The sequence below is a fragment of the Streptomyces sp. VNUA24 genome, from assembly GCF_029167005.1.
Taxonomy (GTDB): domain Bacteria; phylum Actinomycetota; class Actinomycetes; order Streptomycetales; family Streptomycetaceae; genus Streptomyces; species Streptomyces scabiei.
In genome coordinates this window covers 1771182-1791712 of the sequence record NZ_CP119143.1, presented here as the reverse complement: position 1 = coordinate 1791712, position 20531 = coordinate 1771182, and the positions used below count along the sequence as shown (strand labels likewise).

At 72.0% G+C, this 20531-nt stretch carries 19 protein-coding genes; 14 read left to right on the top strand and 5 right to left on the bottom strand.

The window, feature by feature from the left end:
- Positions 1–57 precede the first annotated feature (57 nt).
- Positions 58–1026 (bottom strand): hypothetical protein, encoded by a 969-nt coding sequence (locus tag PYR72_RS07450; protein ID WP_275454526.1) that lies wholly within the window; start codon positions 1024–1026, stop codon positions 58–60.
- Positions 1020–2057, bottom strand: coding sequence for a hypothetical protein (locus tag PYR72_RS07445; RefSeq protein ID WP_275454525.1), 1038 nt, complete (start codon positions 2055–2057; stop codon positions 1020–1022). The genes PYR72_RS07450 and PYR72_RS07445 overlap by 7 nt, the downstream gene beginning before the upstream one ends.
- A 238-nt stretch (positions 2058–2295) precedes the next feature.
- Between PYR72_RS07445 and PYR72_RS07440 the strand changes: the two genes are divergently transcribed.
- The gene (locus PYR72_RS07440) at positions 2296–2868 is read left to right on the top strand and encodes a hypothetical protein (protein WP_275454524.1); all 573 of its coding nucleotides are present in this window, start codon (positions 2296–2298) and stop codon (positions 2866–2868) included.
- Between the two features lie 45 nt (positions 2869–2913).
- On the opposite strand, the gene gap is transcribed toward PYR72_RS07440, so the two are convergent.
- Both gap and PYR72_RS07430 read right to left on the bottom strand, forming a co-directional pair.
- Positions 2914–3912 carry a type I glyceraldehyde-3-phosphate dehydrogenase gene (gap, locus tag PYR72_RS07435; RefSeq protein WP_275454523.1) on the bottom strand — a complete coding sequence of 333 codons (999 nt, stop codon included), beginning with the start codon at positions 3910–3912 and terminating at the stop codon, positions 2914–2916.
- Positions 3913–4008: 96 nt separating this feature from the next.
- The gene (locus PYR72_RS07430) at positions 4009–4965 is read right to left on the bottom strand and encodes a helix-turn-helix domain-containing protein (protein ID WP_275454522.1); all 957 of its coding nucleotides are present in this window, start codon (positions 4963–4965) and stop codon (positions 4009–4011) included.
- Positions 4966–5100: 135 nt separating this feature from the next.
- On the opposite strand from PYR72_RS07430, the gene PYR72_RS07425 reads away from it, so the two are divergent.
- A complete protein-coding gene (locus tag PYR72_RS07425; RefSeq protein ID WP_275454521.1) occupies positions 5101–5274 on the top strand; it encodes a hypothetical protein in 174 nt (57 codons plus the stop codon).
- A 211-nt stretch (positions 5275–5485) separates the two neighbouring features.
- Positions 5486–6634: a hypothetical protein gene (locus PYR72_RS07420; protein WP_275454520.1), complete on the top strand. Its 1149-nt coding sequence runs from the start codon at positions 5486–5488 to the stop codon at positions 6632–6634.
- Positions 6635–6731: 97 nt separating this feature from the next.
- Here PYR72_RS07420 and PYR72_RS07415 read toward each other — a convergent pair whose 3' ends face one another.
- Positions 6732–7874 carry a substrate-binding domain-containing protein gene (locus PYR72_RS07415; protein WP_275454519.1) on the bottom strand — a complete coding sequence of 381 codons (1143 nt, stop codon included), beginning with the start codon at positions 7872–7874 and terminating at the stop codon, positions 6732–6734.
- Positions 7875–8470: 596 nt separating this feature from the next.
- On the opposite strand from PYR72_RS07415, the gene PYR72_RS07410 reads away from it, so the two are divergent.
- From PYR72_RS07410 to PYR72_RS07360, 11 genes are all read left to right on the top strand, one after another.
- The gene (locus PYR72_RS07410) at positions 8471–10855 is read left to right on the top strand and encodes an ATP-binding protein (RefSeq protein ID WP_275460353.1); all 2385 of its coding nucleotides are present in this window, start codon (positions 8471–8473) and stop codon (positions 10853–10855) included.
- Complete coding sequence (locus PYR72_RS07405; protein ID WP_012998406.1) at positions 10852–11328, top strand: roadblock/LC7 domain-containing protein; 477 nt, start codon at positions 10852–10854, stop codon at positions 11326–11328. Before PYR72_RS07410 ends, PYR72_RS07405 begins: the two co-directional genes overlap by 4 nt.
- 80 nt (positions 11329–11408) lie before the next feature.
- Positions 11409–11801: a DUF742 domain-containing protein gene (locus PYR72_RS07400; RefSeq protein WP_275454518.1), complete on the top strand. Its 393-nt coding sequence runs from the start codon at positions 11409–11411 to the stop codon at positions 11799–11801.
- Positions 11749–12363 (top strand): ATP/GTP-binding protein, encoded by a 615-nt coding sequence (locus tag PYR72_RS07395; protein WP_275454517.1) that lies wholly within the window; start codon positions 11749–11751, stop codon positions 12361–12363. Before PYR72_RS07400 ends, PYR72_RS07395 begins: the two co-directional genes overlap by 53 nt.
- A 59-nt stretch (positions 12364–12422) precedes the next feature.
- The gene (locus tag PYR72_RS07390; protein ID WP_275454516.1) at positions 12423–12779 is read left to right on the top strand and encodes a hypothetical protein; all 357 of its coding nucleotides are present in this window, start codon (positions 12423–12425) and stop codon (positions 12777–12779) included.
- A 142-nt stretch (positions 12780–12921) separates the two neighbouring features.
- Complete coding sequence (locus PYR72_RS07385; protein ID WP_275460352.1) at positions 12922–14280, top strand: M1 family metallopeptidase; 1359 nt, start codon at positions 12922–12924, stop codon at positions 14278–14280.
- On the top strand, positions 14277–14951 hold the full coding sequence (locus PYR72_RS07380; RefSeq protein ID WP_275454515.1) for a hypothetical protein: 675 nt from the start codon (positions 14277–14279) through the stop codon (positions 14949–14951). The genes PYR72_RS07385 and PYR72_RS07380 overlap by 4 nt, the downstream gene beginning before the upstream one ends.
- A gap of 194 nt (positions 14952–15145) precedes the next feature.
- Positions 15146–17893 (top strand): LuxR family transcriptional regulator, encoded by a 2748-nt coding sequence (locus tag PYR72_RS07375; protein WP_275454514.1) that lies wholly within the window; start codon positions 15146–15148, stop codon positions 17891–17893.
- Between the two features lie 143 nt (positions 17894–18036).
- Positions 18037–18861: an alpha/beta hydrolase gene (locus tag PYR72_RS07370; protein ID WP_275454513.1), complete on the top strand. Its 825-nt coding sequence runs from the start codon at positions 18037–18039 to the stop codon at positions 18859–18861.
- An 18-nt stretch (positions 18862–18879) separates the two neighbouring features.
- Positions 18880–19704, top strand: a complete 825-nt coding sequence (locus PYR72_RS07365; protein WP_275454512.1) for an alpha/beta hydrolase — start codon at positions 18880–18882, stop codon at positions 19702–19704.
- A 19-nt stretch (positions 19705–19723) separates the two neighbouring features.
- Positions 19724–20521, top strand: a complete 798-nt coding sequence (locus PYR72_RS07360) for an alpha/beta hydrolase (protein ID WP_275454511.1) — start codon at positions 19724–19726, stop codon at positions 20519–20521.
- Positions 20522–20531: the final 10 nt, after the last annotated feature.

Sequence of the window (20531 nt, the reverse complement as noted above, 5' to 3'; positions counted from 1 at the left end):
CGCGGTACCACGCCCCGCGGCCGTCGAAGGACCGCACCGCCCCCCCCTCGCGCCCGGTCATTCCTCCCCGGCCAGATCGCCGTAGCGCCGCGCGACCTCGTGGAACGCCTCCTTGGGGCGGCGCGTGCCGTCGGCGGTCACCGCCACGATCCCGAAGCCGGCCCGGTCGAGGTCGAGACGGGGGTCGTCGTGACGGGGGAAGTCGGGCATGGCGTAGGTGAACACGAAACAGCCGTGCACGCCCTGCGCGTCGTACAGGTCGATGAGTTCACCCAGGTAGCGGGCCTGAGCGGCCTCGTCGCGCGGGTGGTCGCCCCGGATGCGCGGGGGCGTGGCGAACCAGTCGACGATCCAGAACGATCCGGCTCCCCGCTCGTCCGCGCCGGTGAAGGCGCCGCACCCGAACTCGGTGACGACGGCGGGCTTGCCGTGGTCGCGCACCAGGCCGCGCAGACGGTCCGTGTACGCGTCCCGGTTGCGGCGGGAGCGGTAGAGGCTGACGCCGACCTGGTCGAACAGGGACCAGTCGACGGGCTCCCAGCCGGCCGCGGAGTAGGTGACGGGCCCGCCGAAGCGACTGCGCGCGGTGGTCGCGGCGGCGGTCAGCAGGGGCTGGAGCCGCCGGGCGATCCTTCGCCGCAGGAGGCGGCGGAAGCGCACGATGAGCTTCAGGCGCAGGAACGAACGGGGCCCGGGGACGATGCCGGGCACCGTGTGGGAGAACTCGCTGCCGACCAGGAGCGTCACCCGGTCCGGATGGTCCCGGCGAAGTCCCTCGGCCGCGTCGGCGACGGTCTCCAGGCGTTGCAGCAGCTCCCGTCGCGGCAGTTCGGCGAGATGGGGCCGCAGGTGGACGCCCAGACCGACGTCGAGGGCGGTACGGGCCGCGTCGATCAGCCGCTCCCCGTCCCCGATCAGCATCACCGTGGTGCAGTGCAGGTCCCGGGCGATGACCTCCATGTCCTGTCGCACGTCGGCCGTGTCCGCGTCGCCGACCAGGTAGGAGATGCCGCGAACGGTCAGCATGCGCTCGGCTCCTGACGCCATGCGCTCGGCTCCTGACGGCGCAGACGACGGGCGGCCAGGAACAGAAGGACGGTGACACCACCGAGCATCGCCGCGTTCACCGCGTACTTCATCGCGAGATCCACGTGGTCGCCCAGCGGTTCGACCAGGAACGACAGCGACGCGCGGACGAGGAGGGCGCTGCCGGCGGCGGCCAGGACGTGCCGCTGCCCCCAGCCCCGGCGGCGGGACCAGCGCAACAGCAGCAGGCCCACCGCGACCATGGCGACGACGTTCACCGTGACCCCCGTCCAGGTCGCCGGCAGCAACTGACCGGCGCACCAGGCGACTCCCGTCACACCGCCGACCAGCCACCACGACGGCGCCCGCGTGGACGACCGTTCTCTCCGGGGCCGGACGGTGAACGCGGCGGCGATCAGGGCGACTGCGACCACTGCGGCGCCGGTCAGCTGTGCCGGGCCGGCGCTGGAGTCCGTCGCCGTGTCGGTGTGGATCAGCCCGGCGCTCGCCGCCCACAGCAGCACCAGGGAACCGATGCCGACCGGGCCCAGCCACCGCCGGTCCGCGATGCGCGGGGCACAGGCGTCGACCACCGCGATCGGAGCGGCGAAGCTCCAGATCACATGCCCTCCGACATAGTTGAGCAGGCTCGCCGCGTCGATGCCCAGGCCCGGGACGAGGGTGACGAGCGGTTGGGTCGCCCAGTCCGGGCCGTCGGGGTCGACCTGGTTGTCGAACAGGGTCTGGTCGATCAAACCGGCCTGGATCACCCCGAAGGCCGTGCTCAGCAGCAGGATCGTCGGCCAGCCGCGCCCGGTGCGCCGGGTGATCTCACGGATGAGCACCGCGACCGTTCCGTAGAGCGGCACGAGGATGAGCAGGCCCGCCAGAAGCTCCAGCGGGCGGTCCGTGCTGTCGCCGTAGCCGATGAGGTACTCGGCACTGACCGGGGAGAGCACCAGCAGGCCGGTCACGGCCGCCCAGCGGTGCCGTAACCGCGGCAGCGCGGCCGGGGTGGACGATGCGGACATGCGGTTCCTCCACGGGGCGGTCGGGGGTGCCGTGCCGTCACCGGCCCGGCCGACACTAGAAGAGACCGCCCGCGCCCCGACATCCGTCTTTGGTCCAGGACCGCGCGACTTTCGTCCAGAGGTACGTGGTCCCTCCGCCGTGCGCCGCACCCGGGGCTGCGCGACGGACGGGTGCAACCTTCGGGTCGCTTCGGATGTCTCTGCTGGTGCCGGACATTCACGCATCTGGGGGCACAGGATGAAAGCGAACAGGACAGTCTGGACGACCGCGGCCCTGGTGACCGCCACCCTGGGGGCGGTCGCGATGCCGACCGCGGCCACGGCGGCCACCCCGCGGGCCGCGACGGCCGCCGCCTGCCCGACGGGCTGGGGCAGCCTGGACAAGGTGGACTGGTCCTACACGGCGGGCGAGTACATCACGAACGCCAGGACCGGTCGCCACGAGTGCTACGACCGGTTCGTCGTCGACGTCCCGGCCGCGTCCGCCGACCAGATCGGCTACACCGTTCACTACGTCGACCGACTGATCCAGGACCCGACCGGCGACCCCATCCCGATCACCGGCGGCGCCATCCTCGAAGTGATCGTCAGGGCGCCCGCCTACGACTCCGGGGCGCCCACCTACCCCGGACAGGCCGGACAGCCCCTGCCGGGCCTGAACCTCACCGGATACCGCACGTTCCGCGACGCGAAGTTCGCCAGCTCCTTCGAGGGCCAGTCACAGTTCGGCCTCGGCCTGCGCGCCCGACTGCCCTTCCGGGTGCTGCAGTTGGACGGTCGCCTCGTGGTGGACGTGGCGCACACCTGGTGAGCCTCCGGCGCGGTCGCCGGAGGCGGGGGCGGGCCCGGCGGCCGGTCAGCCGTCGACGAGGAACTCCAGGGTGTCGATCACCCGGTTCGAGAAGCCCCACTCGTTGTCGTACCAGGCGACGACCTTGACGTGGCGGCCGTCGACGCGGGTGAGGGCCGAGTCGAAGATCGACGAGGCGGGGTTGCCCGTGATGTCGGACGACACGAGCGGGTCGTCCGAGTACTCCAGGATGCCCGCGAGCGGTCCCTCCGCCGCGGTGCGGTAAGCCGCCAGCACGTCCTCGCGCGTCACGTCCCGCGCGACGGTCGTGTTGAGTTCGACGATCGAGCCCACCGGAACCGGCACGCGGATCGAGTCGCCCGACAGCTTGCCGTCGAGGTTCGGCAGCACCAGGCCGATCGCCTTGGCGGCGCCGGTCGTGGTCGGCACGATGTTGACGCCGGCGGCGCGGGCGCGACGGGCGTCGCGGTGCGGGCCGTCCTGGAGGTTCTGCTCCTGCGTGTAGGCGTGCACCGTGGTCATGAACCCGTGCTCGATACCGGCGAGTTCGTCGAGCACCTGGGCCAGGGGCGCGAGCGCGTTGGTGGTGCAGGAGGCGTTCGAGACGACCGTGTGCAGGTCCGGGTCGTAGGCGTCGGTGTTGACGCCGAAGGCGAGCGTGACGTCGGCGCCGTCCGACGGCGCGCTGACGAGCACCTTGCGCGCGCCCGCGTCGAGGTGGGCCCGGGCGGCCTTGGCCGAGGTGAAGCGGCCGGTGGCCTCCAGGACGATGTCGACGCCGAGTTCGGCCCAGGGCAGCTGCGCCGGTTCACGCTCCGCCAGCACGGTGATCCGACGTCCGTCCACGACGAGGGTGTCGCCGTCGACGGTCACCGGCCGTCCGAGGCGGCCGGCCGTGGAGTCGTAGGCGAGCAGCCGGGCGAGCGTCGCGGGCTCCGTGAGGTCGTTGACGGCGACGACCTCCAGGGCGCTGTCGCGCTCCAGCAGGGCGCGCAGCACGTTGCGCCCGATGCGGCCGAATCCGTTGATGGCGATGCGAGTCATGAGTGGTGTCCCTTCCCTTCGCCCCACCAGGCTCGCCCGCGGCCCGGGCCGCTGCCAGTGGCGAGATCGCCACGGTTCACAAGGATCGCGCCATGGTCATGTGCCGCGGGTGAAGGTACGCCGGTACTCGCTCGGCGTGGTGCCCAGGATGCGCTGGAAGTGCAGGCGGAGGTTGGCGCCCGTGCCGAGACCGACGTCGGCGGCGATCTGTTCGACGCCGCGCTCGGAGCGCTCCAGCAGTTCGCGGGAGAGGTCGATGCGGGCGCGCATCACCCACTGCATCGGCGTGTAGCCGGTCTCCTCGACGAAGCGCCGGGAGAACGTGCGCGGCGACACCCCGGCCTGCCGCGCCAGGATGTCGAGGGTGAGGGGTTCGCCGAGCCGGTGCAGGGCCCACTCGCGGGTGGCGGCGAACCGCTCGCCGAGCGGCTCGGGGACACTGCGCGGTACGTACTGGGCCTGGCCGCCGCTGCGGTAGGGGGCCGCGACCAGCCGGCGGGCCGCGTGGTTGGACGCGGCCACGCCGAGGTCGCCGCGCAGGATGTGCAGGCACAGGTCGATGCCGGAGGCGGCACCGGCCGAGGTGAGCACACTGCCCTCGTCGACGAAGAGCACGTTCTCGTCGACCCGGACGAGCGGATGCCGGCGCGCGAGTGCCCGCGCGTAGTGCCAGTGCGTGGTGGCGCGTCTGCCGTCGAGCAGCCCGGTGGCGGCGAGGGCGAAGGCGCCGGTCGAGATGGCGGCGAGCCGCGCGCCCCGGTCATGGGCGGCGATCAACGCGTCGACGACCGCCCGCGGCGGGTCCTCACGGTCGGGGAACCGGTAGCCGGGCACGAACACGACGTCGGCCCAGACGAGCGCGTCGAGACCGTGCTCGACGAAGTAGGCGAGGCCGTCGCCGCCGGTCACGAGCCCGGGTGCCGCCCCGCAGACCCGCACCTCGTACGGCATGCTCGCGCGGGTCGTGAAGACCTGCGCGGGAATGCCGACATCGAGCGGCTTCGCCCCTTCGAGCACGAGCACGGCGACGCGACGCAGGCGGGAGTCCGGCATGGGGAGAGGTTACGCGGGGCCCGGTGCACGTCCGGCGCCGTCGCGCCGGGCCCCACCGGAGTTGACGAGCGGACGGCGGCGCAGGAACCTACCCAAAGGGGGCGCCGACCAACGGCGATTCACGGGGGAGGGCCGATGTCCGGGCTGCAGTGGATGCTCGTGCTGATCGTCGTCAGTTTCCTGGGCCTGGGGGTGCTGGCCTGGAAGGGGCCGGAGATCCGCCAGGACATGCTGAAGCTGATGGGCGGCATGCTGGTCGCCGCGGTCCTCGGGTACGTCGTGTCGTCGATGCAGGGCGTCCGCTGGTAGGGCCGGAGTCCGGGCGGTGGCCGTGTCGGCCGTGTCGGCAGGGCCTCGACGGGTGACCGCGGCGGAGAACGCCCCGCTGTAACCGCGCCCGCCGTATCCGCGCCCGCCGTATCCGCGCCCTCGGTATCCTCCGGGAAAGCGCTCCGCACAAGTCTTCCTGCGCGCAGTGCCGTTGACGTCCGCTGTGGGGCGGCCAGAGGGTGGGGAGCCGATGTCCGATCAGCCGGTGTTCGTCCTGGGGGAGGAGCTGCAGGCGCTGGAGCTCGCCGGTTTCGAGACGGAACAGGAGTTCCAGGAGCTGCTCGCTCGCCACCCTCGGGTGCTGGATTTCGGCTCGCTGGCCGACGGCCGGCCGCTGCGGCTGACGCTCGTGGCCCGGGAGATGGGGGTCGCGACCATGGCGGAGTGCGGTCCGTCCTACTGGCTGGACCATCTCTTCGTCGACGCCGACGGTGTGCCGACCCTGGTGGAGGTCAAGCGGGCCACGGACACCCGCATCCGGCGCGAGGTCGTCGGGCAGATGCTGGACTACGCGGCCAACGCGGCCCGCTACTGGCCGGCGGCACTGCTGCGGCGTTCCTTCGAGGAGACGTGCGCCCAGGACGGACGACTGCCGGAGGAGGCGTACGGGGAACTTCTCGGGGAGCGGTCCCCGGACGAGTTCTGGACGACGGTGGAGGAGCGGCTGGCCGCCGGGCAGATGCGGCTGCTGTTCGTCGCCGACCGGATTCCGCTGGAGCTGCGGGCCATCGTGGAATTCCTGAACCGGCAGATGCGGCAGACCGATGTCTACGCGGTGGAGCTGACCCAGTACCGCGGAGCGAAGGACCTGCGCGTCCTCGTGCCGCGTGTGCACGGAGAGGTGGCCACAGCGGCGAAGTCACCGTCGGGCCGCCGTACCACGCAGCGGACCACACGGGCCGACATGGACGAGGCGATCGGCTCCCGCCCCGATCCGGACGTACGGCGGATCGCCACCGCGCTGGTCGATCACGTGGCGGAGTGGGGCCGTTGGGAGGGCGGTACGGCCAAGTACCGGAGCATGTCCGCCTACTATCCCGTCTCCGGACGGCAGGTGCCGGTCTGGTCGCTGTCGTTGCAGGACGGCCCGGCCAAGGACGACCTGTCCTTCGCCTTCGGATCGATCAGCCACCACCTCGGCCGCGAACGGGCGGCGACCTTCGCTGCGTTGCTTCCGCCCGTTCCCGAACTGGCGGAGCGGCTGCGCGCGCTGCCAGGGAAGGAGTACAACGCCTGGCCGTCCGTTTCCCTGTCCGCGCTCGCCGCGGAACCCGGCGCCCTGGAAGGCGTGCTGTCCGCGATCCGGCAGCTCATGGACGGTCGGGAATCCGCCGTCTGACGGAGCCGCCGCGGCAGGTCCGAGCAGGAGTGCGCACCCGACCCGCACGTTCACGGGATGGACCGGGGGCACTTGGCTACTCCCCGCCCGACGGTCTCTAACGCCCCCAGATCTTGCGATACGCCCGGCGGTAGCCCTCGGAGTCCCAGGACAGGGCGCCGCCGCTGTTGGTGGCGGTGGTGATGTGGACGGGGGCGACGTAGGTGCTGGCCGGTTCGTCGGTGAAGGCGCGGTTGAACTCGTCGATGATCTGCCAGCCCTGTTCGGACAGGGGTTCGGGCACGGTGGCGGACTGGTACTGCTTGCCGTTGATGCGCTGGAAGGCCGACGGGTCGCCGTCGCCGGCGCCGATGTTGAAGGGGGCGCCGTCTCCCTTCCGGCCGGCGGCGCGCAGGGCGGGCGCCGCGTGGTCGAAGTACAGGTCGTTGATGGCCGCGGAGTAGGTCCACCGGTCGCCGAATCGGGCGCGCAGAGCGGAGACCCGCTCGACGGTGCCCGTGTTGGCCTGGGGGATGGGGATGTCCTCGTAGCTCAGCAGGTCGACGTCGGGGCAGGTGGCCAGCTCCTTCTTGATCAGCTCCGACTTCCGCTTGGCGAACGGTATGGAGGCGTCGGTGAACACCACCACGCCCGCACGGCCGCCCGACCGGGCGATGATCCAGTCGGCGCTGATCCTCGCCACGTCCGCCACGTCGGTGGTGATGTTGGTGAAGAGCTTCGGATCCTTGCTGGGGCCGGGAGCGGCGGTGGCGTGCCAGCCGATGAGGGGGATGCCCGCGGCGTCGGCCTGCTCCACCTGCCGGGACACGGAAGCGGGGTCGAAGCCGCCGACGACGATGCCCGAGGGCTTGAGGGCGATTGCTTCGGTGAAGGCGTTGCGGATGCCGGCCGGGGTGCCCCGGCCGTCGATGGTGCGGACGTCCCAGCCGATGATCCTGGCCGCTTCCTCGACGCCCTTGGCGACGCCGGAGACGCCGGGGTTGGTCATGGTCTGCGCCACGTAGACGATGGTCCTGGAGGGGACGGCCGCGGGTCCTCCGGTGGGGCCGCTCCAGGGGGCGTTGACGTCCTCGGCCTCCTTGACGGCCCGCTTCGCCTTGGCGAGGACGGTGGGGCAGCCGGGTTCCCGTGAAGCGGTGGCGGCCGCGGGAGCGGCGGTGCCGCTCTCGCAGCCGGTGGCGGCGGTGGCCACGGCCAGGAGCGCGACGGCTGCCGCGGTCGCCTTGCGGGTGGAGTGCACGAGGTCTCCTCAAGTGGGCGTGAGGGAGTACGGGTTCGGGGTGGGGGAGGAGACCGAGCCGGCCGGCGGCCGGATGCGCAGCGGTCACGACAGTGCCCCCGGACTGTGGCCGGGGAGGCTGTCGGGGTGGGAATGTAGCAGGGCTCCGGCGCGGTCATCCACGGCGAGGACACCGTTCGGTAGGCATGCGTGAACAATTTGCAATCACGTATTGGTTACGTACAGGCTCAAGCCGATCACAAAAGCGATAGTCTCCGGCCGACGAGATCCGGACACGTGACGTGATTTGTACCTGCGTCATGGGTCCGGTCGCTCACGCCCGATGGCCCGTCGCGAGAGCGCCGGGCCGGTTCCCCGGTCGTCGACGGTCCGGCGGTACCAGCGACTTGACCGCCGAGCAGCACACACCCAAGGAGACCAGCGTGCCCGCGAACACCGTGGAGCGGCCGCCCGGACACAGGGACCGGACTTCTCCGTTCCGCCGGAAGACGGGCTCCGTACTCGCCCGGTGGCCGTTCCGGAGAAAGCTCAACATCCTGGTCGTCGCACCCGTGGCCGTCGTCGGTGTGCTGCTCGCCGTCGGCGTCGGCGGACAGATGGAACAGGCCCGTGACGCCGGCCGCATCGCCGAACTCGTCCGCGACAGCGAGCAGGTCACGAAGCTCATCAACGACGTACAGGCCGAACACCGGCTGGCACTGCTGCTGTCCGTGCAGTACGAGGCGGCCCGCCCCGGAGCCGCGAAACCGCCAACGGCCGCCTACCGCGAGGCACAACAGGCCACCGACGCGCAGGTGGGCGCCGTGCGGGACGCCTTCGGGGCGAGCCTGCCGGCCGCGGAGGAACAGGCACTCGGCTACATCACCGGCCTGGACGTCCTGCGGGAGAAGCTCGGCCGCGACTACGTCCCCGCCGCCAACATCGACCCGGCCTACGCGGCGGCGGTCGGTTACCTGATCGACGGCATCGGGCTCGACCGCTTCTCCGTGAACTCGACATCCTCGGCGTCCTCGGTCACCAGCCTGCTCGACGCGATCCTGCGCGCCGACGCCGCCCACGCGGCCTTCGAGAGCGCCGTGTTCTCCGCCCAGACACGTGACGCCAACGCCCTCACCGAGTACACACGCGCGGCCGGCGCCCACGAACTCTTCGTCCACCAGTCCGACCGCTTCGGCCGCATGGCCGCCCCGGCCCAGGTGCTCCGCCTGGCGGGCATCGAGCGCGGCGCCGAACAGAACGACATCACCTCCCAGTTCGCGGAACTCCAGATCGATCCGTCCGCCCTGCAGTCGCAGTCCCCGCGGGAGCTGCGCGCGAAGATCTCCGCCGGTGAGCGGCAGGCCGAGACCCGTCTCGCCATCACCCGGACACTGATCGACGAGACCGCCGCACAGGCCGACGCGGCCTCCGCCGACGCCCTGCGCAAGGCATGGATCCTGCTCGGTGTGGCCCTGCTCGGGTTCGCCGTCTGGCTGGCCTTCTGCGTCCTGGTCCGGCGCTCGGTCGTCCGCCCCCTGGTGGCCCTGACCGGCTCCGCCCGGCAGGTGGTCGAAGCCGCCGACGAGGAGCTGGCCCGGGTCGCCGACGACGAACTCGCCGACACCACGCCCTTCAGCCCCCGCCCCATACCCGTGCCGGTGCGCGACGAGATCGGGCAACTGGCCGAGGCGTTCAACCGGGTGCAGGACACCGCCGCCGCCCTCCTGGAGCGGCAGGTGCTCAGTCGCCGCAACATCGCCGAGATGTTCGGCAACGTCGGCCGCAGGGTCAGCAACCTGACCACCCGGCAACTGCTGCTGATCGACGCCGTGGAGCGCGAGGAGACCGACCCCGACCTGCTGGACCGGCTCTACCGCATCGACCACATCGCCGTACGCCTCCAGCGCAACGCCGACAGCCTGATGCTGCTCGCGGGCATCCGGGAGACCGATGTCGAGGCGCGGCCGATCACCCTGGCCGACGTCATCCGTTCGGGCCTCGGCCGGATCGAGGGATACCAGCGGGTCTCCCTGCGCTCCGAGACGGACATCACCGTCGGACCCGACATCACCGGTGACCTGACCCTGCTGCTGGCCGAACTGATGGAGAACGCGGTCGCGTTCTCCCCGTCCGACTCTCCCGTCGAGGTGGTCGTCCGGCCCGGCACCGACGTCACCAGGGACGGCGGCGCACTGGTCGAGATCATCGACCACGGCCTCGGCATGAGCGCGGAGCGTCTCGCCGAGGAGAACGCCCGCCTCGTCCGCCGCGAACGCCTCGACCTCGTACCGACCAAGGTGCTCGGCCTCTTCGTGGTCGGCAGCCTCGCCCGCCACCTCGACCTCCAGGTGACCCTGAGCCGCACACCGGGCGGCGGCGTCACCAGCACCGTGCTGATCCCCGCCGCGCTCCTGCTGGCGATGAGCCCCGTCGACGCCGCGCCGCCCGCCGCGGGCCGGGGCCGCACCACACGCGAGTTCACACCGCGCACCGCCGCGTCACCGTCGGCCGCCACCGCGGTCATCACCGCCACCGCTCTCGAACGGCGGCCCTTGGCCCCGTCGCCGGAAGGTGAACTGCCCCGCCGCGTCCCGCTCCGTCCCCACACGGCACGGACCGAGGCCCCCGACACCGCCTCCCCTCCCACGACCGCCCGGCCCCTGCGCCGACGGGTCCGGGGCGCCACGCTCACCGTCACCGCCACGGCGGCCGAACGGACCGTCCCGACGGTGCGGCAACCCGCGGACGCGGAAGCCGTCCGCGCGGAACTCGACGAGTTCGAAGCCGCCGTCCGCAGAGCCGAACAAGACAGCGCCGAACAGGGCAGAGCCGACCAAGACAGCGCCGACCGAGACAGAGCCGAACACGGCAGAGCCGAACCAGGCAGCGCCGCACGAGAACGTGCCGCACAGCAAAGCGCCGCACACCTCGGCGCCGAGCCCCCGAACCCAGCCCGCACGACACGCGACAACCCCAGAAGGCCAGAAGGAGACGGGCAGTGACCACGTCGGCAGATGACAGCACCCCCGAAGAGACGAAGCCCACCGACCTGCGCACCGCGGCCGCCGACTTCACCTGGCTGCTCGACCGTTTCGCCACGGAGACCGCCGGTGTCGTCGACGCCATCGCGGTGTCCTCCGACGGCCTGCTCATCGCGGTTTCCCAGCTCCGCGAACGGGCCGACTCCGAGCGGCTCGCCGCGATCGTCTCCGGCGTCACCAGCCTGGCCGCCGGCGTCTCCGGCAACTACGGCCTGGGCGGGCTCAACAAGGTCATCATCGACCTGGAGGGAGGCCACGTCCTGGTCTCCGCCATCGGCAACGGCGCGGTCCTCGGAGTGGTCGCCTCCAAGGAGGCCAAACTGGGCAACATCGCCTACGAGATGACCCTCTTCGCCAACCGCGCCGGCGCCGCGCTCACCCCGCAACTGGTGATGGAGCTGAAGAACAGCGTCGGCTCACCCGTGGCCGGCTGACCCATCCCGCGAGGCAGGAGGTCGTCATGGCCGATGGTGGGCGAGAACCACACGAGACAGCGGCAGGAGCCCGGCAGACCATGGGGGACCCGGTGGGTCGCGCCCCGGTGGTCCGGCCGTTCCTGCTGACCGCGGGCCGGGTGTCGGGGGCGGGCCCGGCCGCGCCGCTGCCGATCGAGACCCAGATCGTCGCGACGGCGGCCGGGCTGTCCCTGCTCGGCCGGCTGGCCTTCGAACACCATGACATCGTCGCCGCCTGCCGACGCCCGCAGTCGGTCGCGGAACTGGCCGCCCGCCTGCGACTGCACCTCAACGTGGTCCGCGTGCTCGCCGAGGACCTGTGTGCCGCGGGGCACCTGGCGATCTACGTACCGCACGCCAGGATCGCCCAGGACATCTCCGTACTGCGAAGGGTTATCAATGGTCTCCGTGCCGTCCCCGACTCACGGGGCACACTCCGCGACAGCGGTTGAACAGCCGCCGCTGCCGGTCAAGCTGGTCGTCGCGGGCGGCTTCGGGGTCGGCAAGACCACCACGGTGGGCTCGATCTCCGAGATACGCCCCCTCACCACGGAAGCCGCGATCACCGAGGTCGCCGCGGGCGTGGACGACCTCACGCACACCCCGGAGAAGACCACCACCACCGTGGCGATGGACTTCGGCTGCATCACCCTCGACCCGACCCTCAAGCTGTACCTGTTCGGGACACCGGGCCAGGACCGCTTCGGCTTCATGTGGGACGACATCGTCGACGGTGCCGTCGGCGCCCTGGTCATCGTCGACACCCGGCGCCTGGACGACTGTTACGCGGCCGTGGACTACTTCGAGCACAAGGGCATCCCCTTCGCGGTCGCCGTCAACGCGTTCGACGGGGAGGTCGCGCACGACCTGGACGAGGTGCGGTGGGCCCTGGACATCGCCGAACACGTCCCCCTGACCGTCTTCGACGCCCGCCGGACGGGCTCGGTCCGCGACGCGCTGCTCGTCGTGCTCGACGTGGCCCTGTCCCGGGCCGAGGCGATCACTGCGGGTTGACTCCCTTGCTCCGCCGGCCGAGCTGTGGCTGACTGGCAGCAGTGCGAGGGGGAGTGGACATGGGCAACTGGGCCGTGGTCGCGCAGTACGGCCACAACGAGATGTACAGGACCGAGTTCGTCTGGCGGGGAAAGACGTCGAAGGAAGAGGCGCTCGACGCGCTGCGTGCCGCCGTCCACACGTATGTGCCGAGCAAGCACCTCGTGGAGAAGCGGCGTCAGGTGTACCGCTTCTCCGACCAGGAGTCCTATCTGGTGGTGATCAAAGGCAAGCTGACGGAGTGGGAGTGCACCCTGCGCATCGCGGAGCTGCTCTCGGACTCCGCCGACCCGGCCGTCGCGGAGCGGGCGCGAGGCGACGGCGGCGCCCCGCGGGCGGGGGACGAGCCGCAGGACCGGAACCCGTTCGCTCCCTGACGGGCGGACCGCACCCCGGACGCACGCGTTCCGCCCGAAACGGTGGTCAACTCGGCGCTGTGCGGCCCCAGTTGTGGCAGGATCCGATGGCATGTCGCTTTCAGTGATGTCATGGCCCAGATCGGTTCGCCGTCCCGTGGGTGTGGTGTTCGTGCTGCTCGCACTGGTCGTCCAGCTCATCGTGGCCGGCCCCGGCGCGCACCGGGCGCACGCGGCGGCCGGTGCGGCGACGCCCAGGACCGCGACACCGGATCGCGCGCGGTACGACGTGTCCCTGCGGGCCGACGCCGACGGCAGTCACTGGGCGGGACGCCAGAAGGTGTCGTTCCGCAACGCGTCCCGCCAGCCGCTGCGCGAGGTGTGGCTAAGGCTGTGGGGCAACGGCCAGGACGGATGCGGCAAGCCGGGCGCGCCGTCCCCCGTCACCGTGTCGAAGGTCCGGGGCGGCAGGCCGGACCGGCTCACCGTACGGTGCACGGCCCTGCGCATCGCCCTGCCCAGGCCCCTCGCGCACGGTGAGCGGACGTCCGTCGCCTTCGACGTCTCCGTCTCCGTCCCCGACCGTACCGACCGCTTCGGCCGCGACGGCGCCCACCGCTTCCTCGGCAACGCCCTGCCCGTGCTCGCCGTCCACGACGCGCGCGGCTGGCACCTCGACCCGTACGTGGTCCTCGGCGAGAGTTTCCATGCGCTGGCGAGCGACTTCCGGGTCCGCCTCGACCATCCGTCGGCCCTGAAGGTCCCCGCCACCGGCCGCACCCGGACGCTGCCCGCCGGCCACGGCCGCACCGTCACCCTGAGCGTCGCGCACCGCGTACGGGACTTCGCCTGGGCCGCGGGACCGTTCCGCACGGCGACGCAGACCAGCCCCGGGGGTGTGCGCGTGAAGTCGTACTGGGCGGCCGACACGCCCGCCGCGGGGGTGCGCGTCAACCGCGCGGACGCCGTCGCCTCGATCGACCGCTTCGGCAAGGAGTTCGGCCGCTACCCGTACGGCGAGATCGACCTGGTGATGACCAGCCGATTCGGCGGCGGCATGGAGTACCCGGGCCTGGTCCTGGTCGGCACCACCGAGGAGGGCGGCGCCGTCGTCCACGAGGTGGCGCACCAGTGGTGGTACGGCATCGTCGGCAACGACGAGTACGCCTCGCCGTGGCTGGACGAGAGCTTCGCGCAGTACGCCAACGCCCGCTTCTACGGGTGGGAGACCCGTGACTGCTGGTCGGAGGTGGACTGGCCGGACGACAGCACCGCACTGACCAACTCCATGGCCTACTGGTCCCGGCACCGCGGCGAGTACCACCTCGTCTACACGGCCGGATCCTGCGCCCTGGCCGACCTGGAACGCACGCTCGGCGCCGGCACCATGGCGCGGATGCTCAAGCGGTACGCCGCGGACCACTGGTACGGCGTCTCCACCACGGCCGCCTTCAAGAAGGCCGCGCAGGCGGCGACGGACAAGGACCTCGGCCCCTTCTGGAGGTCCCACCGCATCCGGTGACCGTGCTTCCCGGGACCTCCCTCGCGTACGGCAGGATGCGCGTACGCGAGGGGGAGAGGGAGGGGAGCGCCGTGGGAATCGGCTACAAGACGTCCTGGCTGGCCGTGCCCGGCCGGGGCGACCGGGAGGTGGCCGACGCGCTCGGCCTGCACACGCGCGTGACGATGGACTGGGCGACCGGGACGGAGACCGCGTACCGGCGGGGCGTCTTCGTGGCCTCTCCCGTGGACGGCTGGACCCTGGCCCACGGCCGGGTCCACCTCGCGGCGGGACTGCGGGACAACGGGCCGTCCCTGCTGGCCTGGCTCCGATCGCTCGGCTCGCTGCTGGGTGACTTCCAGTACTTCCGCACCGACCGCGTCGTCGAGAGCCATGCCTGGGCGCGGGTGGAGGCCGGCCGCGTCGTGCGTGCCTACTGCTACGACGGTGACGTGCCCCTGCGCGTCGGCGAACCGACCCCGATCGAGCACCGGCTCGGCGTCGGCGTCCGGGGGCGGGAGGAGGGGATGGACGCCTGGGACGAGGCGGCGTGGGACGACTGGTTCGCCGACATGCCGTCCGAGGGGCAGGTGATGGCCATCGCCGAGGAGTGGGGCGTCCTCCCCCTCGACATCCCGGACGAGCCGTCCCCGTGCGACGGTGTCCACGGCCTTCCCCCCGGCATCAAGTGACAGCAACTGCCTTGCGGGGCAGCGGAGTTGCTCCGCAGGGACGGACAAGCGGAGCGCACCTTTCGACTTCGGGAAGTCCCTCATGGACGCAGGAGAACCTGCGCAGGATAGGCCCAAGTGGCGGAGGGTGTCCGTAGGGGGAACGTGGGGGGCCGCGTCGACCTTGTCACCCGATCTTTCCGGAAGGTGTGGGTGTGGTGCTCAAGGGGCGGGTCAGGGAACGGGAAGCACTCGACCGGTTCGTCGGGGAGTTACGGGAAGGGCTGAGCGGTGTCGTCCTGCTGTGCGGCGACGCCGGCATCGGCAAGACCGTCCTGCTGGACCACGCGGCCTCGGAGGCCGCCGACCTACGGGTCCTGCGGGTGGCCGGAGTGGAGGCGGAGTCGGGGTTCCCCTTCGCGGCGCTGCACCGCGTGCTCGTACCGTTCCTGGACGACCTGAAGGAGGTCCGGGCACTGCCCGAGACGCAGGGCGAGGCACTGCGGGTGGCGTGCGGACTGACCGACGGCCCGCCCGCCGACCGCTTCCTGGTCGGACTCGCGACGCTCACCCTGCTCGCGGAGACCGCGAAGCGGCGACCCCTGCTGATCTGCGTGGACGACGCGCAGTGGCTCGACGAGGAGTCCTTGGGCGTGCTCGCCTTCGTCGGGCGGCGCGTGCACGCGGAGGGCGTCGGGCTGCTGTTCGCCGCGCGCACGGGTTTCGAGGTGCCCGCCGGAATCACGCCCACCGAGGTCACGGGACTGGAGGACCGGTTCGCCCTGGAACTGCTGCGGGAGACCGTCCCCGGCCGGCTCGACCACCGGGTGGCGGCGCGGATCGTGTCCGCGACGGCCGGCAATCCGCTCGCCCTGACCGACCTGGGGCGGGAGTTGTCCGCCGACCAGCTCTCCGGGGGCCTCGCCCTGTCCGAACCGCTGCCGGTCGGCGGCAGACTGGAGGCGTACTACCTCGGCAAGGTGCGGGAGCTGCCGCAGCCGACACGGACCTGGCTGCTCCTCGCCGCCGCCGAGCCGGGAGGCGACCTCGGCTACCTCATGAGCGCGGCCCGCTGGCTCGGCATCGGCGCGGACGCCTCCGGACCGGCCGAGAGCGCGCGTCTCGTGGCGGTGCACACGGCCGTGCGGTTCCGTCATCCGCTGGTGCGCTCCGCCGTCTACAGCGGCGCCACCAGCGTGGAGCGCAGACAGGCCCACCACGCGCTGGCCGCGGCCACCGAGCGGCCGGCCGACATCGACCGGCGGGCGTGGCACCTGGCCGCGGCCGCGATCGGGGAGGACGCCGAGGTCGCCGCCGAGGTGGAACGCGTGGCCGACCGGGCGGGCGCGCGCGGTGGCTATGCCGCCCGTGCCACCTTCCTGACCCGGGCGGCCGAGCTGACACCGGCGGGCGAGGTACGGGCGGGACGGCTGCTGGCGGCCGCCGAGGCGGCGCTGCGTGCCGGGGCCCCGCTGCAGGCGGAGTCGCTGCTGGACGCCATCGACGGGGACCTGCTCGGTGACGCCGGCCAGGGCAGGGCGCTGCTGGTCCGGGCGAACACGGGCATCGCCCTGGGCCGCGCGGACTCGTTCGCGCACGCCCCGGCGCTCTGTGTGCGCGCCGCGCTGCTGCTCCTCGACGGTGCCCCCGAACTGGCCCGCGAGGCCCTCCTCGTCGCGATCGAGCGCGCCATCACCGGCGAGCACCTGATACGAGACACCACACTGGCCGAGATCGCCCGTGCCGTGGAGACGCTGCTGCCGCGCACGCGCCCCGCGACGGGCGTCGACCTCGCACTGCGCGGTTTCGCGGCGCTGATCACGGATGGCTACGAGGAGGCCATGCCCCACCTGAAGCGGGCCTGCGCCATGGTGCTCGACCCGGCGACCACCGAGGAGGAGGTGCTGCGCGGCTATCTGCCCGCCGTCACCCTGTCGATGATCCTCTGGGACGAGGAGACCCACACCGCCGTGATCCGCCGGGCGGCCGACGCCGCCCGGCGGACCGGTTCCCTGTGGCAGCTGGACACCGCGTTGTACTGCGGCACCATGTCCGAGACCAACCTGGGCGAACTGGCCGCGGCCGACGACCTGTTGGCCGAGGGTCACCGGATCCGTTCGGCGATCGGCGCGAACGACGACGTGTGGGCCATCTACCGCCACCCCGAGCTGCTCGCCTGGCACGGCGAGCACGACGGCCTCGACGCCGTGCTGCGCGGCTCCATGGAGGCGGGCACCTACCTGGGCGCCGGCGCGGTCGAGTCCATCGCCCGGATCGGCATGGTGGTGCTGGCCCTCGGCCGCGGTGACTACGCCCAGGCCCGCGCCATCGCGCACGCCCTGATCGAGCAGGACGTGCTCGGGGTGCACTCCCGCGTGCTCCCCCGGCTCGTCGAGGCGGCCGTACGCTGCGGCGACCGGGTGCTGGCGGCGGACGCGCTGCGCACGCAGACATCCCGGGCGACGGCCTCCGGCACGCCCTGGGCGCTGGGACTGCTGGCCCGCTCCAGGGCCCTGCTCGCGGCGGTCGACGACGCCGAGCCGCTTTACCGCGAGGCGATCACCCTGCTGTCGGGCACCCGCGCCCGCTCCGACCTCGCCGTCGCCCACCTGCTGTACGGCGAGTGGCTGCGCCGCCGCAAGCGCCGCAAGGACGCCGGCGAGCAACTGGGCACGGCCGTCACGATGTTCGACGCCATGGGCGCCACGGTGTACGCGGCCCGTGCCGCCCAGGAACTGGCCGCCACGGGGGCGCGGCCCCGGCGCGGGCCGGCCGGCACGGCGTCCGCGCTGACCTCGCAGGAGCTCCAGATCGCCCGTCTCGCCAAGGGCGGGGCGACCAACGCCGAGATCGCCGCCCAGCTGTACATCAGCGCCAGCACGGTCGACTACCACCTGCGGAAGATCTTCCGCAAGCTCGACGTCACCTCCCGGCGGCAGCTGCAGCAGGCCGTGGACGACTGACCCGGCTCACGACCGACCCGGCTCACGACCGACCCGGCTCACGACTGACCCGGCTCACGACTACGCGCTCCACGGGATTCGCGCACCGACCGTCCCGGCCGAAGCTGGGGGCGACCGGACAGATCCTGCAGACGGGAGTACGCATGCCGTACGTGACCGCGAACGACGGAGCGCAGATCTTCTACAAGGACTGGGGAACGGGCCGGCCGGTCGTGCTCAGCCACGGCTGGCCACTGAACTCCGACAGCTGGGAGGCGCAAGCGCTGTTCCTCGCGTCGAACGGCTTCCGCGTCATCGCCCACGACCGCCGTGGGCACGGCCGTTCCTCCCAGACCTGGCACGGCAACGAGATGAACACCTACGCCGACGACCTCGCCACCCTGATCGACACCCTCGACCTGCGCGACGCCACCCTGGTCGGCTTCTCCACGGGCGGCGGCGAGGTCGCCCGCTACGTCGGCCGGCACGGCACCGCCCGCGTCGCGCAGCTCGTGCTGGTCTCCGCCGTGCCGCCGTTCATGCTCCAGACCGACGACAACCCCGGTGGTCTGCCGGTCGAGGTGTTCGACGCGATCCGCGCCGGGTCGCTCGCGGACCGCTCGCAGCTGTACCACGACCTGGCCGACGGACCGTTCTTCGGGCACAACCGGCCCGGCTCGGACGTCTCCCAGGGCATCCGGGACGCGTTCTGGCTCCAGAGCATGCAGGCCGGGCACCGGGGCGCCTACGAATGCGTCGCGGCCTTCTCGGCCACCGACTTCCGCGCCGACCTCGACGCCTTCGACGTGCCCACGCTCGTCGTCCACGGAGACGACGACCAGGTCGTCCCCTTCGAGGTGGGCGGCAAGGCGTCGGCGGCCCGGATCAAGAACGCGACGCTGAAGGTCTACCCGGGCGCGCCGCACGGCATCACGGACACGCACAAGGTACAACTCGGCACAGACCTGCTGGACTTCCTCAACTCCTGATCCGGAAGGACCCCTCAGTTGACATCCGAAGGTCAGCCCCGCCGCCGCGTCCTCGGCGGCCTGCTCGCCGCGGGGGCGGTCACCCTCACCGCCGCCCCCGCCGCGGCCGCCGCCCCCTCGGGCAGCGGCAGGAAGCCGACCGTCGTGCTCGTGCACGGCGTGTTCGCCGACTCCTCCGGCTGGAACGACGTCATCGCCCGGCTGCTGAAGGCCGGCTTCCCGGTCATCGCCCCCGCGAACCCGCTGCGCGACCTCGCGGGCGACTCGGCCTACGTCTCCAGCGTCGTCGGCAGCATCTCCGGCCCCGTCGTCCTGGTCGGACACTCCTACGGCGGCGAGGTCATCACCAACGCCGGGCGCGGCCACGCGCACGTCAAGGCCCTGGTGTACGTCGGGGCCTTCGCGCCCGACGAGGGCGAGAGCGCCCTGCAGCTGGCCGGCATGTTCCCGGGCAGCGAACTGCCGGACGCGCTGGTGACCCGGCCGTTCCCGCTGCCCGACGGCACCACCGGCACCGACGGCTACATCGACCCGGCGAAGTTCCACGGCGTGTTCGCCGCCGACCTGCCGGTGTCCGTGACCCGGCTCATGGCGGCCACCCAGCGCCCGGGGAGCGTGGGCGGCCTGGCGTCCGCCAGTGGCGTGCCGGCCTGGAAGACCCTGCCGTCCTGGTACGTGATCCCCACCGCCGACAAGGTCATCCCGGCCGCGGCACAGCGCTTCATGGCCGAGCGTGCCCGCAGCTCGGCCGTCGAGGTCAAGGGAGCCTCGCACGTCGTGATGATGTCCCATCCGGACGTCGTCGTCCGCCAGATCATGACCGCCTACCGGGCCACCCGCTGACGCACGGGAAGGAACACCGATGAGCGCACCGGACACCATCGTCCTGATCCACGGTTTCTGGGTCACCCCCCGCAGTTGGGAGCACTGGATCGACCGGTACGAGAAGCAGGGCTACCGGGTGCTCGCGCCCGCCTACCCCGGCTTCGAGGCGGAGGTCGAGTCCCTGAACGCCGACCCGACCCCGATCGAGACGATCACCGCTCCGCAGATCGTCGAGAGCCTGGCGAACGTGATCCGCGGCCTCGACAAGCCCCCCGTCCTGATCGGCCACTCGGCGGGCGGGGCGTTCACCCAGGTCCTCCTCGACCACGGCTTCGGCGCGGCCGGAGTGGCCATCAACTCCGCACCCACCGAGGGCGTACGGGTGGCTCCGCTCAGCCAGCTGAAGGCGACCTTCCCCGTGCTCAAGAACCCGGCCAACCATCACAAGGCGGTCGGCCTCACCCATGAGCAGTGGCACTACGCCTTCACCAACACCTTCTCCGAGGAGGAGTCCCGGGCGCTCTACGAGCGGTACGCGGTCCCCGCCTCGGGCCGCATCCTGTGGAACAGCGTGCTGGCCAACCTCCAGCCCGGCCACCAGGACATCTGGGTGAACTACCACAACGACGACCGCGCACCGCTGCTGTTCCTCTCCGGCGAGCTGGACCACCTGATGCCGCCCAAGATCCAGCAGTCCAACCTCAAGCACTACAAGTCGAAGACCGTCACCGAGATCAAGGTCTATCCGGGACAGCCCCACCTCATGCCGGCCTCGCCCGGCTGGGAGGAGATCGCGGACCACGCCCTGGCGTGGGCCCTGTCCCACGTCCGCTGAGCTCACCGCT